Origin of the sequence: Pseudomonas putida (genome assembly GCF_002025705.1) — a bacterium.
GTDB classification, from domain to species: domain Bacteria; phylum Pseudomonadota; class Gammaproteobacteria; order Pseudomonadales; family Pseudomonadaceae; genus Aquipseudomonas; species Aquipseudomonas putida_J.
In genome coordinates this window covers 691,296-712,726 of sequence record NZ_CP018846.1, presented here as the reverse complement: position 1 = coordinate 712,726, position 21,431 = coordinate 691,296, and the positions used below count along the sequence as shown (strand labels likewise).

The window sequence follows — 21,431 nt, the reverse complement described above, 5'->3', positions numbered from 1 at the left end:
TCGCAGCCCTATCGCGACACAAGGCCGCTCCTACAAGAGTCCGCGCATGCTTCCAAATCAAAAACAAAGGCCTCGCGATTGCGAGGCCTTTGTCTTGCTCGAACTGTATCAGCCAAACGGCCGCAGCCCCTGGCGCATTCCGAAGAGGAACAACAGCAGGTCCTGGTCCGGCTCGGACTGGCTCTGCTGTGCCTTGACCACGCGCGGCACCGCGCACTGGTCTGCCTTGCTGAATACCACTGGCCGCGGCTCTTCCCAGGCAGCTAAAGCCGCCGTGGTCACAGCCAACCCAGCCACCAGGAACAAAGCTCGAGCGATTTCTAGTTTCATTGCCCTAACCCTTTGACAGCGCTGCCAAACGCCATCTGGTAAAAATAGAGCAGCGTTTGCCATTCCGTGTCATTTAGCGACGAGTGGCGGCGCAGCTGGCGCAGGTCGTTACCCGCAGCTCGCTGACAGCTGATGCGTCGTCGGCACTTTTCCAGGTCCAGGAGTGCTACTTCGACGCGGGCCTGCTCACCCTCGCCGATGACCTTGATGAAGACGTGCTTGCCGTACAGGCAGCCATGCTGCCAATGACCCAGGTGCATGCGCGCCAGGTTGTCGGCCAGGTCCTTGAGCATGCGTTCATGCACTACTTGAGGATAGCGCTCGCGCGCACCTTCGGCGTGCCACGTGTCGAGCTCGACGAAGCCGTCCAGCGCCTCGCTGACCAGCAGCGCGCGCCACTGGTGCTCGGGATCACGCTCGGCACCACAAAACACGATGCGCGGCACGCGCACACCCAGTTGCTCGAAGCTATTCAGTGCATCGAGTTCGCGCAACACGGTCGGCCTGCCAAACGGGTGCAGCAGGCTGCGATAGATGTGGCCGACCTGACGCTTGGCATACAGCACCTTGCCGTTGCCATCGTTCAGCCGTTGTACACCACTCTCACCACCGCGCCGCTGGTTGGGTTCCTCGACCCATTCGCCCTGCTGGCGCCAGTAATAATCGAACCGCGACTCCCCATTTTGGGCTACAGCCATCAAACACTACCCCTTACGCAATACATATACCCGCCACATGGCATAGAACGGCAGGAAGTCGAGGTGTTCCTGGATTCTGAAGCCGGCGGCCTTGAATTCTGCTTCAACCGTTTCTGCCGGTAACACGAAACGGTTCTGATAGCTGCCCTGCTCGGCCTTGGCACTACGCTTCTGCTCGAGCTTCTGGCGGCGCCAGGCCTTGAAGTTACCGTCCACCCACAATGACAGGATTACACTGTCACGGCTAACTCTTTGAAACTCGTCAAGAATGGTCTTGCGGTGAGCCGCCTCGCCAATATGGTGGAACAGCCGCATGCAGAAGATGCTGTCGACCGAATTGTCCGGCAAGTCGATCGCGAATGCCGATGTCTGCAAAGGACGTACCCGCGCCACCACCTCTGGCGGTTGTGCGGCACAGGCCGTCTGGATCATCGCCTCAGAGTTGTCGGCACCGATGATCACCCGGTTCGGCTTTTCCGCCAGCAGCGGCCAGAAACGGCCAGCGCCGCAAGGCAGGTCGAGAACCAGGCCCGGTTCTCCGGCCAGCGCCAACGCACGACGGGCCAACTGCTCGTCACGTTTGTGGGACAGGCGCCGTGCCAGTCCGTCCTGGTGCTTGAGGAAGTACTCCTTGGCATGTTGCTGGTCGTACTTCTCGGAAAATTCGAGTTTGATCGGGCTGCGCATCGAATGGCTCCTGTCTCCAATGCGCTTACCTTAGGTAACGAGTCGTTGGAAACAGGTCATGCCAATGTGAAAATAATGTCATCAAACCGCAGGAATGTTTCATGTTGTTACTGCGTGGGATCGGTCTTTTCCGCGCTTTGGCTCAGGTCTACCTGGAAACGGCAGCCATGTGGTGCCGTCGAGGTCAGCGTCACCCGCCAGCCCTGGTCATCGCAGATACGCTGCACCAGCGACAGGCCCAGGCCCAGGCCCTCACCGCGCCGCTCCTCGCCGCGCACGAACGGCTGGAACATCGCCTCGCGCTGCTCCTCCGGGATGCCCACGCCACTGTCTTCGACACTGAAGCCGTTGGGCTCCAGGCTCAGGCGGATGTAGCCGCTATCGGTGTAATGGGCGGCATTGCGCAGCAAGTTACCCATCACCGATTGCAGGAACGTGGCGTTGTACAGCAATGGGCCTGCACTGACCTGGCCATCGTAATGGAGCGCCAGGCCCTTCTGCTCGATGGTATCGCGCCACACCCCGGTCAGGTCGTCGGCGACTTCGCGCAAGGTTGCCTGGGACGCCACGGCACCCTGGTCACGCTGGGCACGGGCGAGCATCAGGAAAGTCTTGACCAGTTCGCGCATCTCTTCCGTGGCGCGGGCGATGCGTTCCACCTGGCTGCGCGCGCGCGTTTCCAGATTGGGGTTTTCCATCAGCAGTTCGCACGAGGTGGCCAGCACCATCAGCGGGGTGCGCAGCTCATGGCTGACATCACTGGTGAACAAACGCTCGCGGGTCAGCGCATCGCGTAGCCGGCCCAGGGTATCGTCGAACGCCACTGCCAGCTGGCCGACTTCGTCGGCCGCATAGTCCGGTGCCAGCGGCGGCGCCAGGCCAAGCAACTGATCACGATGGCGAACCTGTCGCGCCAGGCGGATGACCGGTGCCATCACCCTGCGCGCCAGCAGCCAGCCAAGCACCACCGCCAGCACCAGGCTGAGCACGAAACCCACCACCACGACGGCGAACAGCACGCGCTCGCGCTCTTCGAAGTCACTCTGGTCCTGCAGCAATACATAGCGTCGACCATCAACGATCTCGACCATTGCGTGGTAGGACAGCTGGTCGCGAAACACCTCGTGGAAGCCGGCATCAAGGTGACGCAGGTCCTTGGGCAGCTCGAAATCATCGCGCCCGCCACTGAAATAGAACAGCTGGTCAGGCCGTGGCCGGTGGCTCCAGTCACTGACGCTGTCCATGCGCAGCAACCGCTGCAGGTCACCGCCGAGCACCGATGAAATCAGGCGCTCCTCGACCAAGTGCACGGTGGCGACGATACCGAAGGCGAAGGCGCCGGCCACCAGCGCGCTCATCAAGGCAAAGGCGATGATGATGCGCTGGGCAAGGCTTTGCTTAAACTCCATCGCGGCCCTCGGCGAGGCGATAGCCGACGCCATGGACGGTATGCAGCAGGGGTTTTTCGAACGGTTTGTCGATTACCTGGCGCAGCTGGTGCACATGGCTGCGCAGGCTGTCGCTATCAGGGCAGTCATCGCCCCACAGGGCTTCTTCCAGCACCTCGCGGCGCAGCACGTGCGGGCTCTTCTGCATCAACACGGCGAGCAGCTTGAGGCCGACCGGGTTGAGCTTGAGCAGGCGGCCCTGGCGGGTCACTTCGAGCGTATCGAGGTCATAGCTCAAGTCCGCGACCTGCAAGGTCCGACGCCCGCCACCCTGGGCCCGGCGCAGTACCGCTTCGATGCGCGCGGCCAGCTCGGACAGGGCAAAGGGTTTGAGCAGGTAATCGTCGGCACCGGAGCGGAAGCCCTGCAGGCGATCGTCCAGCTGGTCGCGGGCCGTCAGCATGATGACCGGGGTGTCACGGCGGGCATCCTCGCGCAGGCGCTTGCACAGGGTATAGCCATCGATACCGGGCAGCATGATATCGAGCACGATCAGGTCGTAGTGCTCGGTGGCGGCCAGATGCAGGCCAGAAAGGCCGTCCTGGGCGCAGTCGACGGTGTAGCCTTTCATGCCCAGGTAATCGGCAAGGTTGGCAAGAATATCGCGGTTGTCTTCAACCAATAGAATGCGCATCGGGTTCTCCTGTGCGGCGCTTCGCTGAGGTGCGCGGCAGGCGCAGCTTAAGGCCATAGCCGGTACTGTGCCAGCCCCAGGGCAAATTCAGCGAACTTGACAGTTTTTTCACTGATCCTTCACGGACAGAGGATAGCGGGCGCACGACAATGCCCGGTCTTTTTACCCCCTGGAGTCGTCATGCAACACCGCACTCGTCCGCGCCCGATCAATCTCTGGCTGTACCTGGGCATACCACTGGCTATTGCCGCGGCCCTGCTCCTGCTGGAACTGACCTCGGTCGACATGGACGTCGCCAACCTGTTCTTCGACCCCGCCGCCGGGCAGTTCATCGGCCGTCACAGTTACCTGCTGGAAACGGTCATGCATGACCGGGTCAAGCAAGGCGTGATCCTGCTTGGGCTGATCTCGCTGGGCGCGTTCGCCTCGAGCTTCGTCTGGAAGCCTCTGTTCAGCTGGCGTCGTGAGCTGGGTTGCCTGGTCTTGGCATTGGGCCTGTCGACGGCCTTCGTCACGCCGCTGAAGAAGGTGACCCAGGTGCAATGCCCATGGAGCCTGACCCAGTTCGGCGGCAAGGAAACCTACAGCAAGCTGCTGGAACACCGGCCGGCGACCGACAAGCCGGGGCTGTGCTGGCCGGGCGGGCATGCGGCGACCGGTTTCTGCCTGTTCGGCCTGTTCTTCATGCTGCGTGACCGCCGGCCGAAGCTGGCGCGGGTGGCATTCGGGGTAGCCCTGGTGGCCGGCTCGGCACTGGGGCTGGGGCGGATGCTGCAGGGCGCGCACTTCTTGTCGCATAACGTGTGGACGGCGGTGTTCTGCTGGTTGATCGGGTTGGGGTCGTATTATCTGGTGCTGTACCGCAAGGGCATGGCCGAGGCGCCAGCCACCGAGCACCGCATTGCCTGATAGAGGGGCCGCTCTGCGGCCCTTTCGCGACACAAGGCCGCTCCTACAGAGGTATCACGATTTCCTGTAGGAGCGGCCTTGTGTCGCGAAAGGGGTGCGAAGCAGCCCCAGTGGCCGGTACAGGAAAACGAAAAAGCCCCGCACTAGGCGGGGCTTTTTCTTGGTGCAGGGGGTAAGGCTGGCTTACATCATGCCGCCCATGCCACCCATGCCGCCCATGTCAGGCATGCCAGCAGCTGGCTTGTCTTCTGGCAGGTCGGCAACCATGGCTTCGGTGGTGATCATCAGACCGCCGATCGAAGCTGCGGCTTGCAGAGCCGAACGGGTGACCTTGGCTGGGTCGAGGATACCCATCTCGATCATGTCGCCGTATTCGCCGGTAGCGGCGTTGTAGCCGTAGTTGCCCGAACCTTGCTTGACCTTGTCAGCGACAACGCTTGGCTCGTCGCCGGCGTTGGCAGTGATCTGGCGCAGCGGAGCTTCTACAGCGCGACGCAGCAGGGCGATACCGACGTTCTGGTCTTCGTTGTCGCCTTTGAGGTCAACGATGGCAGCCAGGGCGCGAACCAGGGCTACACCACCGCCAGGCACCACGCCTTCTTCAACGGCTGCACGGGTAGCGTGCAGGGCGTCTTCAACGCGGGCTTTCTTCTCTTTCATTTCAACTTCGGTGCCGGCACCGACCTTGATCACGGCAACACCGCCAGCCAGCTTGGCCAGACGCTCTTGCAGCTTCTCACGGTCGTAGTCGGAGGAAGTCTCTTCGATCTGGGCACGGATCTGCTTGACGCGTGCTTCGATGTCGGCGTCAACGCCAGCACCATCGATGATGGTGGTGTTTTCCTTGGACAGGATGACGCGCTTGGCGTTACCCAGGTGCTCCAGGGTAGTGGTTTCCAGGGTCAGGCCGATTTCTTCGGAGATGACCTGGCCGCCGGTCAGGACAGCGATGTCCTGCAGCATGGCCTTGCGGCGGTCGCCGAAGCCCGGTGCCTTGACCGCAGCAACCTTGACGATGCCGCGCATGTTGTTGACCACCAGGGTAGCCAGGGCTTCGCCTTCAACGTCTTCAGCAACGATCAGCAGTGGGCGGCCGGCCTTGGCAACGGCTTCCAGAACTGGCAGCAGCTCACGGATGTTGGAGATCTTCTTGTCGACCAGCAGCAGCAGCGGGCCTTCCAGCTCGGCAACCATGGTGTCCGGCTTGTTGATGAAGTACGGCGACAGGTAGCCGCGGTCGAACTGCATGCCTTCTACGACAGACAGTTCGTTTTCCAGGCCCGAGCCTTCTTCAACGGTGATCACGCCTTCTTTACCGACTTTTTCCATGGCTTCGGCGATGATTTCACCGATGGAGTTGTCGGAGTTGGCGGAGATGGTACCTACCTGGGCGATGGCCTTGGAGTCGGCGCATGGCTTGGACAGGTTCTTCAGCTCGGCGACAACGGCGGCGGTGGCCTTGTCGATGCCGCGCTTCAGGTCCATCGGGTTCATGCCGGCAGCGACGGCTTTCAGGCCTTCGTTGACGATGGCCTGAGCCAGAACGGTAGCGGTGGTGGTGCCGTCACCGGCAGCGTCGTTGGCCTTGGAAGCAACTTCCTTGACCAGCTGGGCGCCCATGTTTTCGAAAGCGTCTTTCAGCTCGATTTCTTTGGCAACGGAAACGCCGTCCTTGGTGATGGTCGGAGCGCCGAAGCTCTTGGCCAGCACCACGTTACGGCCTTTCGGGCCGAGGGTCGCTTTTACCGCGTCAGCCAGAACGTTGACACCAACCAGCATTTTCTTACGAGCGGAATCGCCGAATTTTACGTCTTTAGCAGCCATGATCGTTTAATCCTTGGAATTCTTTGGAGTAACGGGAAGTCGGGGGAAATCAGCCTTCGATGACGGCGAGGATTTCGTTCTCGGCCATGACCAGCAGGTCTTCGCCATCGACTTTCACGGTGTTGCTGCCCGAGTAAGGGCCGAAAACCACTTTGTCACCGACTTTGACGGCCAGCGCACGTACTTCGCCGTTTTCCAGGACGCGACCGGTGCCAACAGCAACGACTTCGCCGCGGTTTGGTTTTTCAGCGGCCGAACCCGGCAGGACGATACCGCCAGCGGTTTTCGATTCTTCTTCGCTGCGACGGATGACTACGCGGTCATGCAGAGGACGAAGCTTCATTGTCGATCTCTCCCAAATTGTGGTTTTCATCGGCCGGTATCGACACCGGCGGGTTGATGCGGTCCGGCGTTGCCGGGGGTGGCCCGCCAAGGGCGAACCACCTGTGTCATGACTGGTGTTGCCACCAGAAACCTTGCGGTGACCACATACATGAGGCCGCCATATTCAATTACAAGGCTTGATATGCAAAATTTTTCAGCAAGTTGAAAAAGACCGGGGCCGCTTGTGCGGCCCCGGGCGTTACAGATCTGGCTATTTGTCGCGGCGCTCGTACTCGCCTTCGATCACGTTCGGGCGATGGCCGCCATCACGCGGCTGCGCCTGGAACGGATCATCCTGGAACGCACGCTCGCGCATGGCCTGGGCTTGCGCACGCTCACGCATCTTGCGGGCAGCCAGGTGGCGGGTGAACGGCAGCAGGCACAGCAGGCCCAGCACGTCGCTGATGAAGCCTGGCAGCAGCAGCAGACCACCGCCTACGGCCAGCATCAGGCCCTGGAACATGTCCTCGGCGGGCAGTTCGCCACGCTGCAGGCTTTCACGGGCACGCAGGGCAGTGGCGAGGCCCGCCACGCGCACCACCAGCACACCCAGGGCGGAGCCGGCGATGATCAGCAGCAGCGCCGGAAAGAAACCGATGGCCGCACTGACCTTGACGAATACGAACAGCTCCAGCACTGGGAACAACAGAAACAGCAATAGAAAAGCACGCATCAAAGCATTCCTCGTCGGAAGAAACCCTTCCAGTCAGACCTACAGATGGATGCGAACGCTCGGATTTTCAAGCCTCGACTTCAGTCGCAACCGGCCATTGGTCGGCGCGCGCCAGCAAAACCAGGGCTTCTCGGACTTGTGTCGGCGTGTTGCAAGGAGCGGGGAACGCCAACCAGTAGATACCCTGGCCGATGCGCAGGTGCATGCCTTCGCTGTCGATGCCGACCATCTGCGCCGCTGCGCTGCGCGGCAGGTCGCTCAGCTCGACGTAATGGGCGATGGCATTGGCATGGTCGCTGTTCATGTGCTCGATCATGCTCGCCTCGGCCTTGCCTGCGAACGGGTTGGCCAGGGTCACCTGGTCGAGCCAGTGAATGGCACCGAAGCCGCCGATGTAGCGATGGCGCACTGGCTGCAGGACCCAGAAGTCGAAATCGTGGGCCTTGTGGTAGTTGGCGGCATCGGGGAAATAGCGGTAGTAGCGCTCGGCCGCCGCTTCGATGGCGGCCTCGTCGACCAGCTTGTGCGCTTCGGCCATGACCGTCAGGCGGCCTACCGCCTGCACGTCCTCGGCCTCACGCTCACCCACCAGCAGCGAGCACTTCGGGTCTTTGAGCAGGTTGTGGGTGTGCTGGGCGATGCGGCTGATGAGGATCAGCGGATTGCCTTCGGCATCGAGGCAGTACGGCACAACCGAACCGAAGGGGAAGCCCGGCATGGACTTGGAATGGGTCGAGAGCACGCCGCGGTATTCCTTGAGCAGCAGTTCCCGGGCGGGGCGGATGGCGTTGGTACTCACGAAGGTCGGCTCCTGGATGCGGGCTGGATGAGTGACAAGATAAGCATTATCACATCCAGTGCCAATGGGGGCCGCTCCGCAGCCCATCGCCGGCGAAAGGGGCGCAAAGCGCCCCCGGAGAATTACCAGGTCACCCCGAAGCCTGCGGTATAGCGGGTCTTGTCCAGGTCGCTGTCACGCGTACCGGTGATGATGTCCTTCTCTGCCTTGAGGTTGAGCGAGGCCCATTCGGTGACCTTGTAGCGCAGCCCCACCTCGGCATCCAGTGAGTAGTCGGCCACGCCGCCCAGCGGCTTGGCAAACTCGCCATTGGTGAACAACTGGACGTTCTTGCCGATCAGGTAGCGGGTGTAGTCCCACTTCACCGCCGCCGAGTAGAAGTTGTCCTTGGCACCGTCCTGGTACTCGAAATCGGTGCGGTTGATCAGCGAGCCCAGCGAGAACGCACCCAGCTCATCGTCCCAGAACTGGTAACCAGGGCCGGTACCGACCGTGCGCTGGCGGGCCAGGTCTTCGATGCGGTCGCGCTTGTATTCCATGCGCCCCTGCCAGAACCACTTCTCGGTGATGAAGCGGTCGAGCGCGTACTCGGCGCTCCAGTTGTCGGTGGTGGTGACCTCGTCCTTGGATTCGCGGTTGTATTCGCCTTCGGCATTGTGCCGCCAGCGGCCATGGCGGGCAGTGGTCTTGAAGCTGACGTCGTAGTCGTCGCTGTCGGTCTCGGCGCGCTTGTAGTCCAGCGCCACGTCGACGTTGCCCTTCCAGATGAAGTCTTCGACCAGTGGCTTGGGCTTCATGATCTGCTGGACACTGGCCAGGTCGACTGTCTTCGGCGCATCGCCATTGGCCAGCGTCACCTTGCCAGGCTCGGCAGCCTTGAGCGACTTGGCCTTCTCACCGGTGTAGGCGTCCTGCTTCACCAGCAGTTCCTGGTCGCTTTCCAAGGTCTGGACCTGCTTCCAGTCCAGGGCGACGGAGCCGCCATAGGGCGTTTCCAGCAACAGCTTGCCGCCGTCGAATACCTTGATCTTCCCGGAAAGGCGGTCACCGTTCTTCATCCACACGGTGTCGGCGAACGCCGGGGCGGCGCACAGGGAAGCGGTCAACAGGCAAAGCAAGGATCTAGAATACATAAGCGCGCTACAGGTTCGAATTGACGAAAAAAGCCGGGCATTATCCAGATACCGACGACCAGAGCAAGGACAGACCCAGGAGTATGCCGTTGAGTTCAACTCTCATTTGCCGTGACCATTCGTCCGGTTTCATTCCAGGCCAGGGCTGCCCTGATGTCTGAGGGATATGAGCACACGCTTGCGTCGCCCGAGGGCCGACGAACGGCGCTGTATTCGGTGCTTGGCCAAGTGCCCGAAGGCAAGGTGGTCAGCTATGGCCAGCTCGCCGAGCTGGCAGGGCTCGGCAAGGCAGCTCGTTGGGTCGGGCGCACCTTGGGCCAGTTGCCCGCCGATAGCCGCCTGCCCTGGCACCGTGTATTGGGCGCAGGCGGGCGACTGAGCCTCGCGCTGGGCACGCCATCTGGCGATGAACAGCGAGCCAGACTGCGCGCAGAGGGCGTGAATGTGACCAATAATCGTGTGGATATGATGCGCCATGGCTGGCGCCCGATGGAGCACAGCGGTTAGAGTGCGCGCTTTGTTTTCGCAAATTTGAGGCAGATGTTGGCCCATGCCCCGTAAAACCTGGCGCGCTGCGCTCGCTGCCTATGCCAGCCCGTCAACCTTGGTACTTCTGCTGCTCGGCTTTGCTGCCGGTCTGCCCTACATGCTGGTGTTTTCGACCCTGTCGGTGTGGCTGCGCGAAGCTGGCGTAGCCCGTGAAACCATTGGCTATGCCAGCCTGATCGGCCTGGCCTATGCCTTCAAATGGGTCTGGTCGCCACTGCTCGACCAATGGCGCCTGCCGCTGCTTGGCGGCCTGGGCCGTCGGCGTTCGTGGCTGTTACTGTCGCAGGCGCTGGTGGTGGTCGGCCTGGTCGGCATGAGCCTGTGCGACCCGCAACAACACCTTTCCTGGCTGATTGCCCTGGCAGTGCTGGTGGCCTTCGCCTCGGCCACCCAGGACATCGCGGTCGATGCCTATCGCCTGGAGATCGCCGACGATCAGCGCCAGGCTGCCCTGGCCGCCAGTTACATGGCTGGTTACCGGATTGCCGCCCTGCTCGCCACCGCAGGCGCATTGTTCTTCGCCGAATGGTTCGGTTCCACCGGCTTCAGCTACCTGCATAAGGCTTGGGCTGGTACCTACGTGCTGTTTGGCGTGATGATGCTGCCGGCACTGTTCACCACCCTGGTGATGCGTGAACCCGCGGTACCGATGCGCACCCAGTTGTCGGCTGCGCGCTATGGCCTGATGCACCAGATGGCCTCGGTATTCGTGCTGATCATCCTGCTGGTGTCAGTACCGGCCAGCTTTACCCAGATGTTCAACACCGGCTGGTCGAGCGTCATTTCCGGCGATGCGACGCCACTCGACCTGCTGCTCGAAGACCGTGCCTTCCTGCGCCTGATCCTCTACGTACTGCTTACCTGGGCTTGCCTGTCGAGCCTGGGCCGTCGTGGCCTGGCCCCGGTGCTGACACCGGTGCACGACTTCATCGCCCGCTACCGTTGGCAGGCCCTGTTGCTGCTCGGCTTGATTGCGACCTATCGCATGTCCGACACGGTCATGGGCGTGATGGCCAACGTGTTCTACATCGACATGGGCTTCACCAAAGACCAGATCGCCAGTGTCAGCAAGGTCTTCGGCCTGATCATGACCCTGGTCGGTGCCGGCGTCGGTGGTTTGCTGATCGTGCGTTTCGGCATTCTGCCGATCCTGTTCATCGGCGGCGCAGCCTCGGCGGCCACCAATATCCTGTTCCTGATGCTGGCCGATATGGGGCCGAACCTGGAAATGCTGGTGGTGACCATTTCGCTGGACAACTTCAGCTCCGGCCTGGCCACCTCGGCATTCGTCGCCTACCTGTCGAGCCTGACCAACCTGAAGTTCTCGGCCACGCAATATGCGCTGCTCAGCTCGATCATGCTGCTGCTGCCGCGCCTGATTGGCGGCTATTCAGGGGTGATGGTGGAGAAGTACGGGTATCACGACTTCTTCCTGATCACTGCGCTGCTCGGCGTGCCCACGCTGATCCTGATCGCGCTGCACTGGCGCCAGGAAGTGAGCCGGGGAAAGCAGGTGCCGGTGGATAACTCGGCGGCCGAGCAGCCCTGATAGCTCTCTTCAGCCTGCACTGGCCTCTTCGCGGGTAAACCCGCTCCTACAGGTAAACCACTGCCATCAAGGCACGCGAGAACCCTGTGGGAGCGGGTTTACCCGCGAAGAGGCCAGTGCAGGCAATGAAGATTATTGAGCGACAGCCCCTTCGTCGGGCCGCCCACCCACGACAAACCACAATGGCCACAGTGCCAAAGCCCCTGCCACACCCGCCGCCAGGGCAAAGTTCAGCAGGCTCGCCCCTGCCCCGATCATCGCCAACACCGCGCCACCCAACCCGAGCAAGGCAATGGTGATCATCCCCAGCATCGCCGACACCAGCCCCTTGCTCTGGTCGCTGGCAAACAGCGTCATGCGGTACAGCACCGCATTGGCCACCCCCAGCCCCAGCGCATACAGCGACATGCCCGCGACCACGCTGGTCACCGTCGGCCAGCACCAGGTCGCCAGCACCATCAGGCACAGCCCGGCCAGATACGGCCCCAGCGCACCGCGCACCAGAGCCGGCAACGGGTAACGGTCGGCGATGCGGTTGATGATCAGGTTACCGAGGATCAACCCACCGAACACCGGCAACTGCCACAGTGCATATTCCATCGTGCTCAGCCCCTCATCGTGGATGAGCAGCACCGGCGACAGGCCGATCCAGCCAATCAGTGGCAGGCCTACCAGGCCCAGCGCGGCACTGCCGGCGACGAACTTGCGATTGGCCAGCAACTGGCCGTAACCGGCGAGCAGTGGCAGCAAATGGATCGGGGTGAAGGGCAGGCGCGAGCCGTCGCGGCGCTCCACACCAAGGGTTTCCGGCATCAAGCGATGCAGCAGCAGCCAGCACAGCACCGCACCAAAGGCGAAGGCCACAAACAGCCAGCGCCAGTCCAGCCACTGCAGCATGAGCGTACCGACCAGAGGCCCGAGCAGCGGCGACAGCAAGGCGATATTGGCCAGCAACGCCATCATGCGCACCGCGTCCGCTTCGCTGAACGACTCGTTCAGCGCCGGGTAGCTGACGGTAACCACAAAGCCCAGGCCAATGCCCTGCAGCAGACGCAGCAGGTTGAACAGGCCGATATCCTGCACCCAGTAGGTGGCCAGGCAGGCAACACCAAAGAATGCGCAGCCGGCCAGCAGCAGCGGGCGGCGGCCATAGCGGTCGGCCAGCGGGCCGATCAGCCATTGCAGCACCACGCCACCGAGCAGGTACAGGTTGAGCGCATGGGGGATGTATTCCGGGCTGGCGTTCAGGTGCTCGACCACCACCGGCATGGCCGGCATCACGGCGTCGCTGGCCAGGTAGGTGAGCAGCTCGAACAGGGCCAGGGTCAGGCCGAACAGCAGGGCCCGAAGAGGAGTGATGTAGAGCAATGGTTTCATGATGGCGTATCGGGTGCAGACAGGAAGGGTCAGGCTATATGCCAGAAATGGCGGGGAATTGCTGTGAACAAGTGTAAGGGCAGAAAAAACCAGGGCCGCTTTGCGCCCCTTCGCGGGCAAGCCCGCTCCCACAGGCGCTGCACAGGTTTCGAAGCCTGCGACTCTCCTGTGGGAGCGGGCTTGCCCGCGAAGGGCCGCACAGCGGCCCCGGCCTTCAAATCGATTTACTGCGCTGCAGTCTCCTGCACCACGCGGATCACCCGCTGCGGGAACGGAATGTCGATCCCTTCGGCACGCAAGCGATCACGGGCGTGCTCGTTCAGCATGAACATCACGTCCCAGTAGTCGGAGGTCTTGGTCCACAGGCGCAGCGACACGGTGATCGAACTGTCGCCCAAGGTCGAAACCACAGCCTGCGGCGCCGGGTCGGGCAGCACGCGAGGGTCTTTCGCCAGCTCCAGCAGCACCTGGCGTGCCTTCTGCAGATCGGCCTCGTAGTCCACACCCACGTCGAACACCACCTTGCGCGTCGGCTGGCGGTTGGTATTGGTGATGATGCCGTTGGACAGGGCACCGTTAGGCATGATTACCGTCTTGTTGTCACCGGTACGCAGCACGGTGTGGAAGATCTGGATGCTGTCGACGGTACCTGACACGCCTTGCGCTTCGATCCAGTCGCCGATGCGGAACGGGCGGAACATCAGAATCAGCACGCCACCGGCGAAGTTCGCCAGGCTGCCCTGCAAGGCCAGGCCGATGGCCAGGCCGGCAGCACCGATGGCCGCGACGAACGAGGTGGTCTCGATGCCGATCATCGACGCCACACTGACGAACAGCAGCACCTTCAGCACGATGTTCGACAAGGTGCTGATAAAGCCTTGCAGTGCCAGGTCGGCGTTGCGCAGGCCTACCAGCTTGCCCAGGCGGGCGCTGACCTTGTTGACGATCCACCAGCCGACCGCCAGGGTCAGCAGTGCCAGCAGCAGGCGGCTGCCGTACTCCATGATCAAGGGGATCCAGGTCTGGGATTGGCGGACCAGCTGATCGACTTCAGCGTTCAAATCCATGTTCATCTCCTGATGCCGAACGGCACGTGCACAATAAAGCAGGCCGCAAGCTATTCAGCGGCCATGAACCCCCATGGACATCATTAGGCCATCGGGGTTCCGGACAACCCTGCGATCAGTCGCGGAAGTTGTTGAACTGCAGCGGCATTTCAAATTCCTTGGTGCGCAGCAAGGCAATGGCTTCCTGCAGGTCGTCACGCTTCTTGCCGGTGACACGTACCTGCTCGCCCTGGATGGCGGCCTGGACCTTGAGCTTGCCGTCCTTGATGGTGGCGACGATCTTCTTGGCCAGGTCCTTGTCGATGCCTTCGCGGAACTTGGCTTCCTGTTTCTTTTCCTTGCCCGAGGCGTACGGGTCTTTGGTTTCCAGGCACTTCACGTCGATCTTGCGCTTGACCAGCGCCAGGCGCAGGATTTCCAGCATGGCTTCGAGCTGGAACTCTTCCTCGGCGGTCAGCACCACGGTCTGCTCCTTGTCCTTGAACTCGAAGCTGCCTTTGCCCTTGAGGTCATAGCGGCGGTCGAGGTCCTTGATGGCATTGTCGACCGCGTTCTGCACTTCGTGCTTGTCCAGTTCCGATACCACGTCGAACGAAGGCATGGGTATTCTCCATAAAATAAAAGCGCGCTCAGTCTGAACATGGAGCGCGTCGGTGTTAGAGGGTTAAAATGCGGGCTCATTATAACGGGTTGCGAAACGCAGATGAGCAGCACCTGGCATATTCTCGGCGCCGGTAGCCTCGGCAGCCTCTGGGCCTGCCGCCTGGCCCGCGCCGGCAAGGCGGTACGCCTGATCCTGCGCGACGCGCAGCGCCTGCAGGCCTACCAGCTGGCCGGCGGCCTGACTTTGGTCGAGCAGGACCAGGCCAGCCTCTACGCCATCCCGGCCGAAACGGCCGAATCCGGCGGCCCCATTCATCGCCTGTTGGTGGCCTGCAAGGCCTACGATGCCGCCCCCGCCATCGCCCGCCTGGCACCGCGCCTGGCTGATGGCGCAGAAATCGTGCTGTTGCAGAACGGCCTCGGCAGCCAGGACGAAGTCGCCGACCAGGCCCCCCTCGCCCGCTGCATCTTTGCCTCCAGTACCGAAGGCGCATTCCGCGAGGACGAATGGCAGGTACGTTTCGCCGGCCATGGTTTCAACTGGCTGGGAGACCCGGCCAACCCCACCACCCCCGAATGGTTCGCTGACCTTGACGACGCCGGCATCCCTGGCGAATGGACCGTCGACATCCTCACCCGCCTGTGGCGCAAGCTGGCGCTGAACTGCGCCATCAACCCGCTGACCGTACTCCACGACTGCCAGAACGGCGGGCTGCTCGGGCACCTCGGCGAGGTCGAGGCGCTGAGTACGGAACTGGCCGAACTGCTGCGCCGCTGCGGTCAGCCCGAAGCGGCCACCGATCTGGATGAAGAAGTGCAGCGGGTGATCCTGGCCACTGCCGCCAACTACTCTTCCATGTACCAGGACGTGCGTGCTGGCCGGCGTACCGAGGTGCATTATCTGCTGGGCCACGCCTGCCGGGCAGCCGAGCGCCACGGCATGCTGCTGCCTAAGCTGGAACACCTGCACCAGCGGCTGGTCGATAACCTGCGAGCGCGTGGCTTGCCCAGCGCCTGACGTCAACCCAATACGGACATTGCCTTACCCATGAGCCTGCGCCAACGCCTGGAAAACCTCCCGGTCGGGCAAAAACTGCTGGCGGCCCTGCTGGTACTGCTGGTGACCATCCTGCTGGTGGCCAACCTGACCTTCATCAGCGCCGCCTACTGGATCACCCAGGAGAGCATGGCGCCGCAGGCGTTGCAGACCATCGGCAAGCTGGTGGCCAACCCGCAACTGTCGGCCCGTGCCGGCGATTCGACCGAGACAGCCACCGCCCTGCTCAAGGAGCTGGACAGCTATACCCCGCTGCGCGCCGCCGCCATCTATGGCGGCGACGGCAGCATGCTGGCCCAGCTGCAGCACGGCGAGCCATTGGCACTACCCAAGCGCTACCGCAACATCGATGGCTGGCGCTTGATGGAGTTTCGCAGCACCCAGCTGATCCGCATCCCCCGCGATGCCAGCCCACCGGCGCATCTGCTGCTGGTGGCCAGCAGCGAACTGCCCACGGCGTTCTACACCGGTACGCTCAGCGCCAGCCTGGCGATCCTGGTGTTCAGCATCCTGCTGTGGATGGTCATCGCCCGGCAGATCAAGCGCTTGATCACCCAGCCGATCAACCAGCTCGAAGAACTCAGCCGCCAGGTCACCCGCGAGGAAAGCTATGCCTTGCGCGCCACCCGTGGCAACGACGACGAGATCGGCAGCCTCGCCGAAGCCTTCAACACCATGCTTTCGCGCATCGAAGCCCGCGAGCACCAGCTCAAGCGCGCCCGCGACGAATTCCAGATGGCCTACGACCAGGCCCAGGGCCTGGCCGAAGAAACCCGCCACACCAACCGCAAGCTGGAGCTGGAAGTCCAGGTGCGCAGCAAGATCGAAAAGAAGCTCACCGGTTTCCAGAACTACCTCAACAGCATCATCGACTCCATGCCCTCGGCACTGATCGCCCTCGATGAACAGCTCTACGTCACCCAATGGAACCATGAGGCCACGGTGCTCTCCGGCACACCGCTGGACGAAGCGCTGAACCAGCCGATTTTCATCGCCTTCGAGCCGCTCAAGCCGTTCCTCCCGCAGCTCAAGGAAAGCGTCGAAAAGCACCGGGTGGCAAAGATCGAGCGGGTCACCTGGCCCAAGGACGAGGACCTGCGCCACTACGCCCTGACCTTTTACCCGCTGATGGGCGGTGGCGGCCGCGGCGTGGTCATCCGTATCGACGACATCACCCAGCGCCTGTCGCTGGAAGAGATGATGGTGCAGTCGGAGAAGATGCTCTCGGTCGGTGGCCTGGCGGCCGGCATGGCCCACGAAATCAACAACCCGCTGGGTGCGATCCTGCACAACGTGCAGAACATCCGCCGGCGCCTGTCGCCGGAGCTGCCGCGCAACCAGGAACAGGCCGGCGAACTGGGCATCGACCTGCCCAGCGTCAACCGCTACCTGGAGAACCGCGAAGTGCCGCAACTGCTCGACGGCATTCAGCAGGCCGGCGCACGTGCGGCGAAGATCGTCACCCACATGCTCAGCTTCAGCCGCCGCAGCAACCGCCAGCTGGCGCCGTGCGAGCTGCCGGCGCTGATCGACCAGGCCGTGGAAATCGCCAGCAACGACTTCGACCTGACCATCGGCTTCGACTTCAAGGGCCAGGCCATCGTCCGCCAGTTCGACCCCAATCTGGGCCCGGTGCCCTGCACTGCCAACGAACTGGAGCAGGTACTGCTGAACCTGCTGAAAAACGCCGCCCAGGCCATTCACCAGCGCCCGCAGCCGAGCGAACCTGGGCGTATCACCTTGCGCACCAGGCTCAACCCACCCTGGGCCGAGATCCAGGTCGAGGACAACGGCGTCGGCATGCCCGAAACCGTGCGCAAACGCACCTTCGAGCCGTTCTTCACCACCAAGGAAATCGGCCAGGGCACCGGGCTCGGGCTGTCGGTTTCGTACTTCATCATCACCAACAACCACAAGGGGCAGATGGAAGTGCAGTCCACGCCCGGCCAGGGCACCTGCTTCACCCTGCGCCTGCCCCTCGGCCAGCCGCCAGCGGCGCTGGCAACCCACACGGAGGCATGACATGGGCTATCGCCTGTCGAAGATCTACACCCGCACTGGCGACAAGGGCGAAACCGGCCTGGGCGACGGACGGCGGGTGCCCAAGGACCACCCGCGGGTCGAAGCGATCGGTGAAGTGGACAGCCTCAACAGCCAGCTCGGGCTGTTGCTGGCCGGCCTGGCCGAGCTGGGGCTGGATGAAGTGAGCAACGTTCTCGCACCTTGCCAGCATCGTTTGTTCGACCTGGGTGGCGAGTTGGCGATGCCCAGCTATCAGGCCTTGAACCAGGCCGAAGTGGAGCGACTGGAAGGGGCGATCGATGTGTGGAACGAAGAGCTGGGGCCGCTGAAGAACTTCATCCTGCCCAGTGGCTCGGCGCTGGTGGCACAGGCCCATGTGTGCCGTAGCCTGGCGCGCAGTGCGGAGCGGCGCTGCCAGCAGTTGAATGCGCTGGAGCCGCTGGAGGGGGTCGGGTTGGCGTATATCAACCGGCTGTCGGATCTGCTGTTTGTGGCGGCACGGATTATCGGGCGGCGACAGGGGGTTGCGGAGGTCTTGTGGCAGCCTGCACTCAAACCTGAAGGCTGATATTGCCGGGGCTGCTTTGCAGCCCTTTCCGACCGGTCCGGCGCCCCGGCAGGCCGCTCCTACAGGAGACCGCGATCCCTTTTAGGAGCGGCCTTGCCGGGGCGCCGGACCGGTCGGAAAGGGCCGCAAAGCGGCCCCAACTACTCAGGCCTCAGGCCAGAACGCGCGTATCCCGGCAACACCTTGGGCACCGGCCTCCCAGGCCTTCTCCCGCTCACCCGGCCCCACGCCACCCAACAGGAACACCGGTTGAGTAAAGCCCGCGATCAGCCGCTGCGCCTCATCCCACCCCAGCGGCACCGCCTCGGGATGGGTCTGGGTCGCTTGCACCGGCGACAGGGTGACAAAATCCACGCCCATCTGCTCGGCCAAGGCCAACTCTTCGGCACTGTGGCACGACGCTGCCAGCCAGCGCTCCTTGGGGAACGGGCGGCCTTTGGCTGCATATTTGCGCAGCTGCGCGGCAGTAAGGTGCCAACCGGCAGAGGGGAAGTCCCCCAGCCATTCCAACGGCCCCTTGAGCATGAGTTGCGCCTTGCCCGCGCACAGCCCGACCGCGTCCACCGCAACATCGCGATACTTGGGGTCGTACATGTCCGGGGCGCGCAGCTGGATCAGGCGAATACCCTTGGCCACGGCCTTCTGGATACCCTTGAGCATCTCTGGCACTTCCAGGCCATCCGGGGTGATCAGGTACTGATCCGGCAAGCGCGCAGCCGCGACGATCGGCTTGTTGGCCTCAGGGAACTCGTATTGCGCCAGGTCGCGCGGCGCTACCCAGGCCAGTGGCTGGCCTTCGGCACCATGGGGCTCACCGGTGAACGCATCGACCTCGCGAACGTCCAGCAGCACCTGCTTGTCCGGGTAGTCGTGGCTGACCTTGATCAGTGCGCGTGAAGCGGTCACTTCAATACCCAGCTCTTCGCGCAGCTCACGGGCCAGTGCCGCTTCAACGCCTTCGCCCTCTTCCACCTTGCCACCAGGGAATTCCCAAAGGCCACCCTGGTGCTGGGTATCGGCGCGGCGGGCAATCAGAATGCGCCCGTCACCACCGCGGATCACCGCGGCTACAACATGAATCCGTTTCAACCTTCACGCTCCGCCAGGCCAGCTTGCTGCCAGGCCTTGAAGGCCGGCCACTGGTAAATGGTTTCGATATAGGTGGCAGCCTCTGCGGGCACTTCCACGCGGTAGGTACGCAGGCGCACCGCCACCGGGGCGAAGAAGGCATCGGCCAGGGTCGGCTTGCCGAACAGGAACGGGCCAGAGTCCTTGGCCAGCAGGCGGCACTCGGACCACAACGCGACGATGCGGTCGATGTCCACCTGCACTTCCAAAGGCATGTTTTCCAGCGCCTGGTCACGGGACAGGTCGAACGGCATGGCTCCGCGCAGGGCGAAGAAGCCACTGTGCATCTGCGCGCAGGCCGAACGGGCGTGGGCACGGGCGGCCATGTCGGCCGGCCACAGCTGGGCCTCGGGGTGGCGTTCGTTGAGGTATTCGGCGATGGCCAGGGAATCGGCGATCACCCCGTGCTCGGTCTTGAGCAGCGGCACCTTGCCGGTGGAGGAGAATGCGAGGATGCGCTTGCGGGTGTCGGGCTGGTTCAAGCTGATCAGCGTTTCTTCGTAAGGCACGCCAGCCAGCTCAAGGGCCAGGGCGCCACGCAGTGACCAGGAGGAATACAGCTTGTCGCCGATGATCAGTTGATAGCTCATGGTTCGGCTCCATGTGTCTGGATTCTGGGGCTGCTCTGCAGCCCTTTCGCGACACGAGGCCGCTCCTACAGGAGATCGCGCTGCCTCGTGTCGCGAAAGGGCCGCAAAGCGGCCCCCGTTTAAATCAAGTGCGGTATTCGGCGTTGATCTTCACGTATTCGTGGGACAGGTCGGTGGTCCAGATGGTTTCGCTGCACTGGCCACGGCCAAGCTCGATACGAATGGTGATCTCTTCCTGCGCCATCACTGCCGAACCCTGCGCTTCGGTGTAGTTAGGGCTGCGGCCGCCCTGGCTGGCGATGCACACGCTGTCCAGGTACACGTCGATCAGGCTGACATCCAGCTCCGGCACGCCAGCACGGCCCACGGCCGCCAGAATGCGGCCCCAGTTCGGGTCGGAAGCGAACAGCGCGGTCTTGATCAGCGGCGAATGGGCCACGGCGTAACCGACATCCAGGCACTCCTGGTGGTTGCCACCACCGTTGACCTGCACGGTGACGAACTTGGTGGCACCTTCGCCGTCACGGACGATGGCCTGGGCCACTTCCATGCACACTTCGAACACGGCCTTCTTCAGCGCTTCGAACAGCGCACCACTGGCTTCGGTCACTTCCGGCAGGTTGGCCTTGCCGGTGGCGATCAGCATGCAGCAGTCGTTGGTCGAGGTGTCGCCGTCGATGGTGATACGGTTGAACGACTTGTTGGCGCCGTCGAGCATCAGGTCCTTGAGCACCGCTGGGGCGACCTTGGCGTCGGTGGCGATGTAGCCGAGCATGGTGGCCATGTTCGGCCGAATCATGCCGGCACCTTTGCTGATACCGGTCACGGTGACGGTCACGCCATCGTGCTGGAACTGGCGGCTGGCGCCTTTTGGCAGGGTGTCGGTGGTCATGATGCCGGTGGCGGCTTCAGCCCAGTGGTTTTCCGACAGGTTGTCCAGTGCGGCCTGCAGCGCGCCTTCGATTTTCTCGACCGGCAGTGGCTCACCGATCACACCCGTGGAGAACGGCAGCACCGACTCGGCCGGCACGCCGGTCAGTTCGGCCAGCTTGGCGCAGGTACGTTCGGCTGCAGCCAGGCCTGGCGCCCCGGTACCGGCGTTGGCATTGCCGGTGTTGGTCAGCAGGTAGCGCACGGTGCCCTGCACGCGCTGCTTGGACAGGATCACCGGCGCAGCGCAGAAGGCGTTGAGGGTGAACACGCCAGCCACGCTGGAGCCTTCGGCGCAGCGCATGACCACCACATCCTTGCGCCCGGGGCGCTTGATGCCGGCAGAAGCGATGCCGAGTTCAAAACCCGGAACCGGGTGCAGGGTGGGCAAAGGACCAAGACCAACAGCCATTAGAGCGCTCCTAGAAAAATTCGGTTGATTGCAAAAAGCAGGGCCGCTTCGCGCCCCATC

The 21,431-nt window shown here is 62.9% G+C and carries 22 protein-coding genes; 6 read left to right on the top strand and 16 right to left on the bottom strand.

Annotation, left to right across the window (positions count from 1 at the left end; genetic code table 11):
- Window positions 1–108: 108 nt before the first annotated feature.
- From BUQ73_RS03350 to colR, 5 genes are all read right to left on the bottom strand, one after another.
- The gene (locus BUQ73_RS03350; protein WP_079226660.1) at window positions 109–330 is read right to left on the bottom strand and encodes a hypothetical protein; all 222 of its coding nucleotides are present in this window, start codon (window positions 328–330) and stop codon (window positions 109–111) included.
- A complete protein-coding gene (locus BUQ73_RS03345; protein ID WP_027917969.1) occupies window positions 327–1,028 on the bottom strand; it encodes a lipopolysaccharide kinase InaA family protein in 702 nt (233 codons plus the stop codon). The genes BUQ73_RS03350 and BUQ73_RS03345 overlap by 4 nt, the downstream gene beginning before the upstream one ends.
- Window positions 1,029–1,034: 6 nt before the next feature.
- Entirely contained in the window at window positions 1,035–1,715 is a 681-nt protein-coding gene (locus tag BUQ73_RS03340) for a class I SAM-dependent methyltransferase (RefSeq protein WP_079226659.1), read from the bottom strand.
- Between the two features lie 107 nt (window positions 1,716–1,822).
- Window positions 1,823–3,124 carry a sensor histidine kinase gene (locus BUQ73_RS03335; protein WP_079226658.1) on the bottom strand — a complete coding sequence of 434 codons (1,302 nt, stop codon included), beginning with the start codon at window positions 3,122–3,124 and terminating at the stop codon, window positions 1,823–1,825.
- Complete coding sequence (colR, locus tag BUQ73_RS03330; protein WP_003255215.1) at window positions 3,114–3,797, bottom strand: two-component system response regulator ColR; 684 nt, start codon at window positions 3,795–3,797, stop codon at window positions 3,114–3,116. The genes BUQ73_RS03335 and colR overlap by 11 nt, the downstream gene beginning before the upstream one ends.
- Window positions 3,798–3,977: 180 nt before the next feature.
- Here colR and BUQ73_RS03325 point away from each other — a divergent pair, with 180 nt between their 5' ends.
- Window positions 3,978–4,706: a phosphatase PAP2 family protein gene (locus BUQ73_RS03325; RefSeq protein ID WP_079226657.1), complete on the top strand. Its 729-nt coding sequence runs from the start codon at window positions 3,978–3,980 to the stop codon at window positions 4,704–4,706.
- Between the two features lie 183 nt (window positions 4,707–4,889).
- Here the strand turns inward: BUQ73_RS03325 and groL are convergent, their stop codons facing one another.
- The 5 genes from groL to BUQ73_RS03300 all read right to left on the bottom strand — a co-directional run bounded on the left by groL (window position 4,890) and on the right by BUQ73_RS03300 (window position 9,519).
- Entirely contained in the window at window positions 4,890–6,530 is a 1,641-nt protein-coding gene (gene groL, locus BUQ73_RS03320) for a chaperonin GroEL (protein ID WP_079226656.1), read from the bottom strand.
- 49 nt (window positions 6,531–6,579) lie between these two features.
- The gene (locus BUQ73_RS03315) at window positions 6,580–6,873 is read right to left on the bottom strand and encodes a co-chaperone GroES (protein ID WP_009684394.1); all 294 of its coding nucleotides are present in this window, start codon (window positions 6,871–6,873) and stop codon (window positions 6,580–6,582) included.
- 252 nt (window positions 6,874–7,125) lie between these two features.
- Window positions 7,126–7,587 carry an FxsA family protein gene (locus BUQ73_RS03310; RefSeq protein WP_079226655.1) on the bottom strand — a complete coding sequence of 154 codons (462 nt, stop codon included), beginning with the start codon at window positions 7,585–7,587 and terminating at the stop codon, window positions 7,126–7,128.
- Window positions 7,588–7,654: 67 nt separating this feature from the next.
- On the bottom strand, window positions 7,655–8,386 hold the full coding sequence (locus BUQ73_RS03305; protein ID WP_079226654.1) for a HugZ family protein: 732 nt from the start codon (window positions 8,384–8,386) through the stop codon (window positions 7,655–7,657).
- A gap of 122 nt (window positions 8,387–8,508) precedes the next feature.
- A complete protein-coding gene (locus BUQ73_RS03300; RefSeq protein WP_079226653.1) occupies window positions 8,509–9,519 on the bottom strand; it encodes a DUF481 domain-containing protein in 1,011 nt (336 codons plus the stop codon).
- Window positions 9,520–9,672: 153 nt separating this feature from the next.
- On the opposite strand from BUQ73_RS03300, the gene BUQ73_RS03295 reads away from it, so the two are divergent.
- Window positions 9,673–10,026 (top strand): MGMT family protein, encoded by a 354-nt coding sequence (locus tag BUQ73_RS03295; RefSeq protein ID WP_079230476.1) that lies wholly within the window; start codon window positions 9,673–9,675, stop codon window positions 10,024–10,026.
- 43 nt (window positions 10,027–10,069) lie between these two features.
- On the top strand, window positions 10,070–11,617 hold the full coding sequence (locus tag BUQ73_RS03290) for an AmpG family muropeptide MFS transporter (protein WP_079226652.1): 1,548 nt from the start codon (window positions 10,070–10,072) through the stop codon (window positions 11,615–11,617).
- 132 nt (window positions 11,618–11,749) lie between these two features.
- Here BUQ73_RS03290 and BUQ73_RS03285 read toward each other — a convergent pair whose 3' ends face one another.
- The 3 genes from BUQ73_RS03285 to BUQ73_RS03275 form a co-directional block, all read right to left on the bottom strand.
- Entirely contained in the window at window positions 11,750–12,994 is a 1,245-nt protein-coding gene (locus tag BUQ73_RS03285) for an MFS transporter (RefSeq protein ID WP_079226651.1), read from the bottom strand.
- A gap of 224 nt (window positions 12,995–13,218) precedes the next feature.
- Window positions 13,219–14,061 (bottom strand): mechanosensitive ion channel family protein, encoded by an 843-nt coding sequence (locus tag BUQ73_RS03280; protein ID WP_079226650.1) that lies wholly within the window; start codon window positions 14,059–14,061, stop codon window positions 13,219–13,221.
- Between the two features lie 115 nt (window positions 14,062–14,176).
- Entirely contained in the window at window positions 14,177–14,662 is a 486-nt protein-coding gene (locus BUQ73_RS03275) for a YajQ family cyclic di-GMP-binding protein (RefSeq protein ID WP_027917981.1), read from the bottom strand.
- Between the two features lie 102 nt (window positions 14,663–14,764).
- Here BUQ73_RS03275 and BUQ73_RS03270 point away from each other — a divergent pair, with 102 nt between their 5' ends.
- Genes BUQ73_RS03270 through BUQ73_RS03260 form a run of 3 tightly spaced genes read left to right on the top strand, consistent with a single transcriptional unit; the run spans window position 14,765 to window position 18,311 of the window.
- Window positions 14,765–15,682 (top strand): putative 2-dehydropantoate 2-reductase, encoded by a 918-nt coding sequence (locus tag BUQ73_RS03270; RefSeq protein WP_079226649.1) that lies wholly within the window; start codon window positions 14,765–14,767, stop codon window positions 15,680–15,682.
- Window positions 15,683–15,712: 30 nt separating this feature from the next.
- Window positions 15,713–17,743, top strand: coding sequence for an ATP-binding protein (locus tag BUQ73_RS03265; protein WP_079226648.1), 2,031 nt, complete (start codon window positions 15,713–15,715; stop codon window positions 17,741–17,743).
- Window position 17,744: 1 nt separating this feature from the next.
- The gene (locus BUQ73_RS03260; RefSeq protein WP_027917984.1) at window positions 17,745–18,311 is read left to right on the top strand and encodes a cob(I)yrinic acid a,c-diamide adenosyltransferase; all 567 of its coding nucleotides are present in this window, start codon (window positions 17,745–17,747) and stop codon (window positions 18,309–18,311) included.
- A gap of 144 nt (window positions 18,312–18,455) precedes the next feature.
- Here BUQ73_RS03260 and BUQ73_RS03255 read toward each other — a convergent pair whose 3' ends face one another.
- The 3 genes from BUQ73_RS03255 to argJ form a co-directional block, all read right to left on the bottom strand.
- The gene (locus BUQ73_RS03255) at window positions 18,456–19,400 is read right to left on the bottom strand and encodes a Nudix family hydrolase (RefSeq protein WP_079226647.1); all 945 of its coding nucleotides are present in this window, start codon (window positions 19,398–19,400) and stop codon (window positions 18,456–18,458) included.
- Window positions 19,397–20,029, bottom strand: coding sequence for a glutathione S-transferase family protein (locus BUQ73_RS03250; RefSeq protein WP_079226646.1), 633 nt, complete (start codon window positions 20,027–20,029; stop codon window positions 19,397–19,399). Before BUQ73_RS03250 ends, BUQ73_RS03255 begins: the two co-directional genes overlap by 4 nt.
- Window positions 20,030–20,153: 124 nt before the next feature.
- Window positions 20,154–21,371 (bottom strand): bifunctional glutamate N-acetyltransferase/amino-acid acetyltransferase ArgJ, encoded by a 1,218-nt coding sequence (argJ, locus tag BUQ73_RS03245; protein ID WP_079226645.1) that lies wholly within the window; start codon window positions 21,369–21,371, stop codon window positions 20,154–20,156.
- Window positions 21,372–21,431 lie beyond the last annotated feature (60 nt).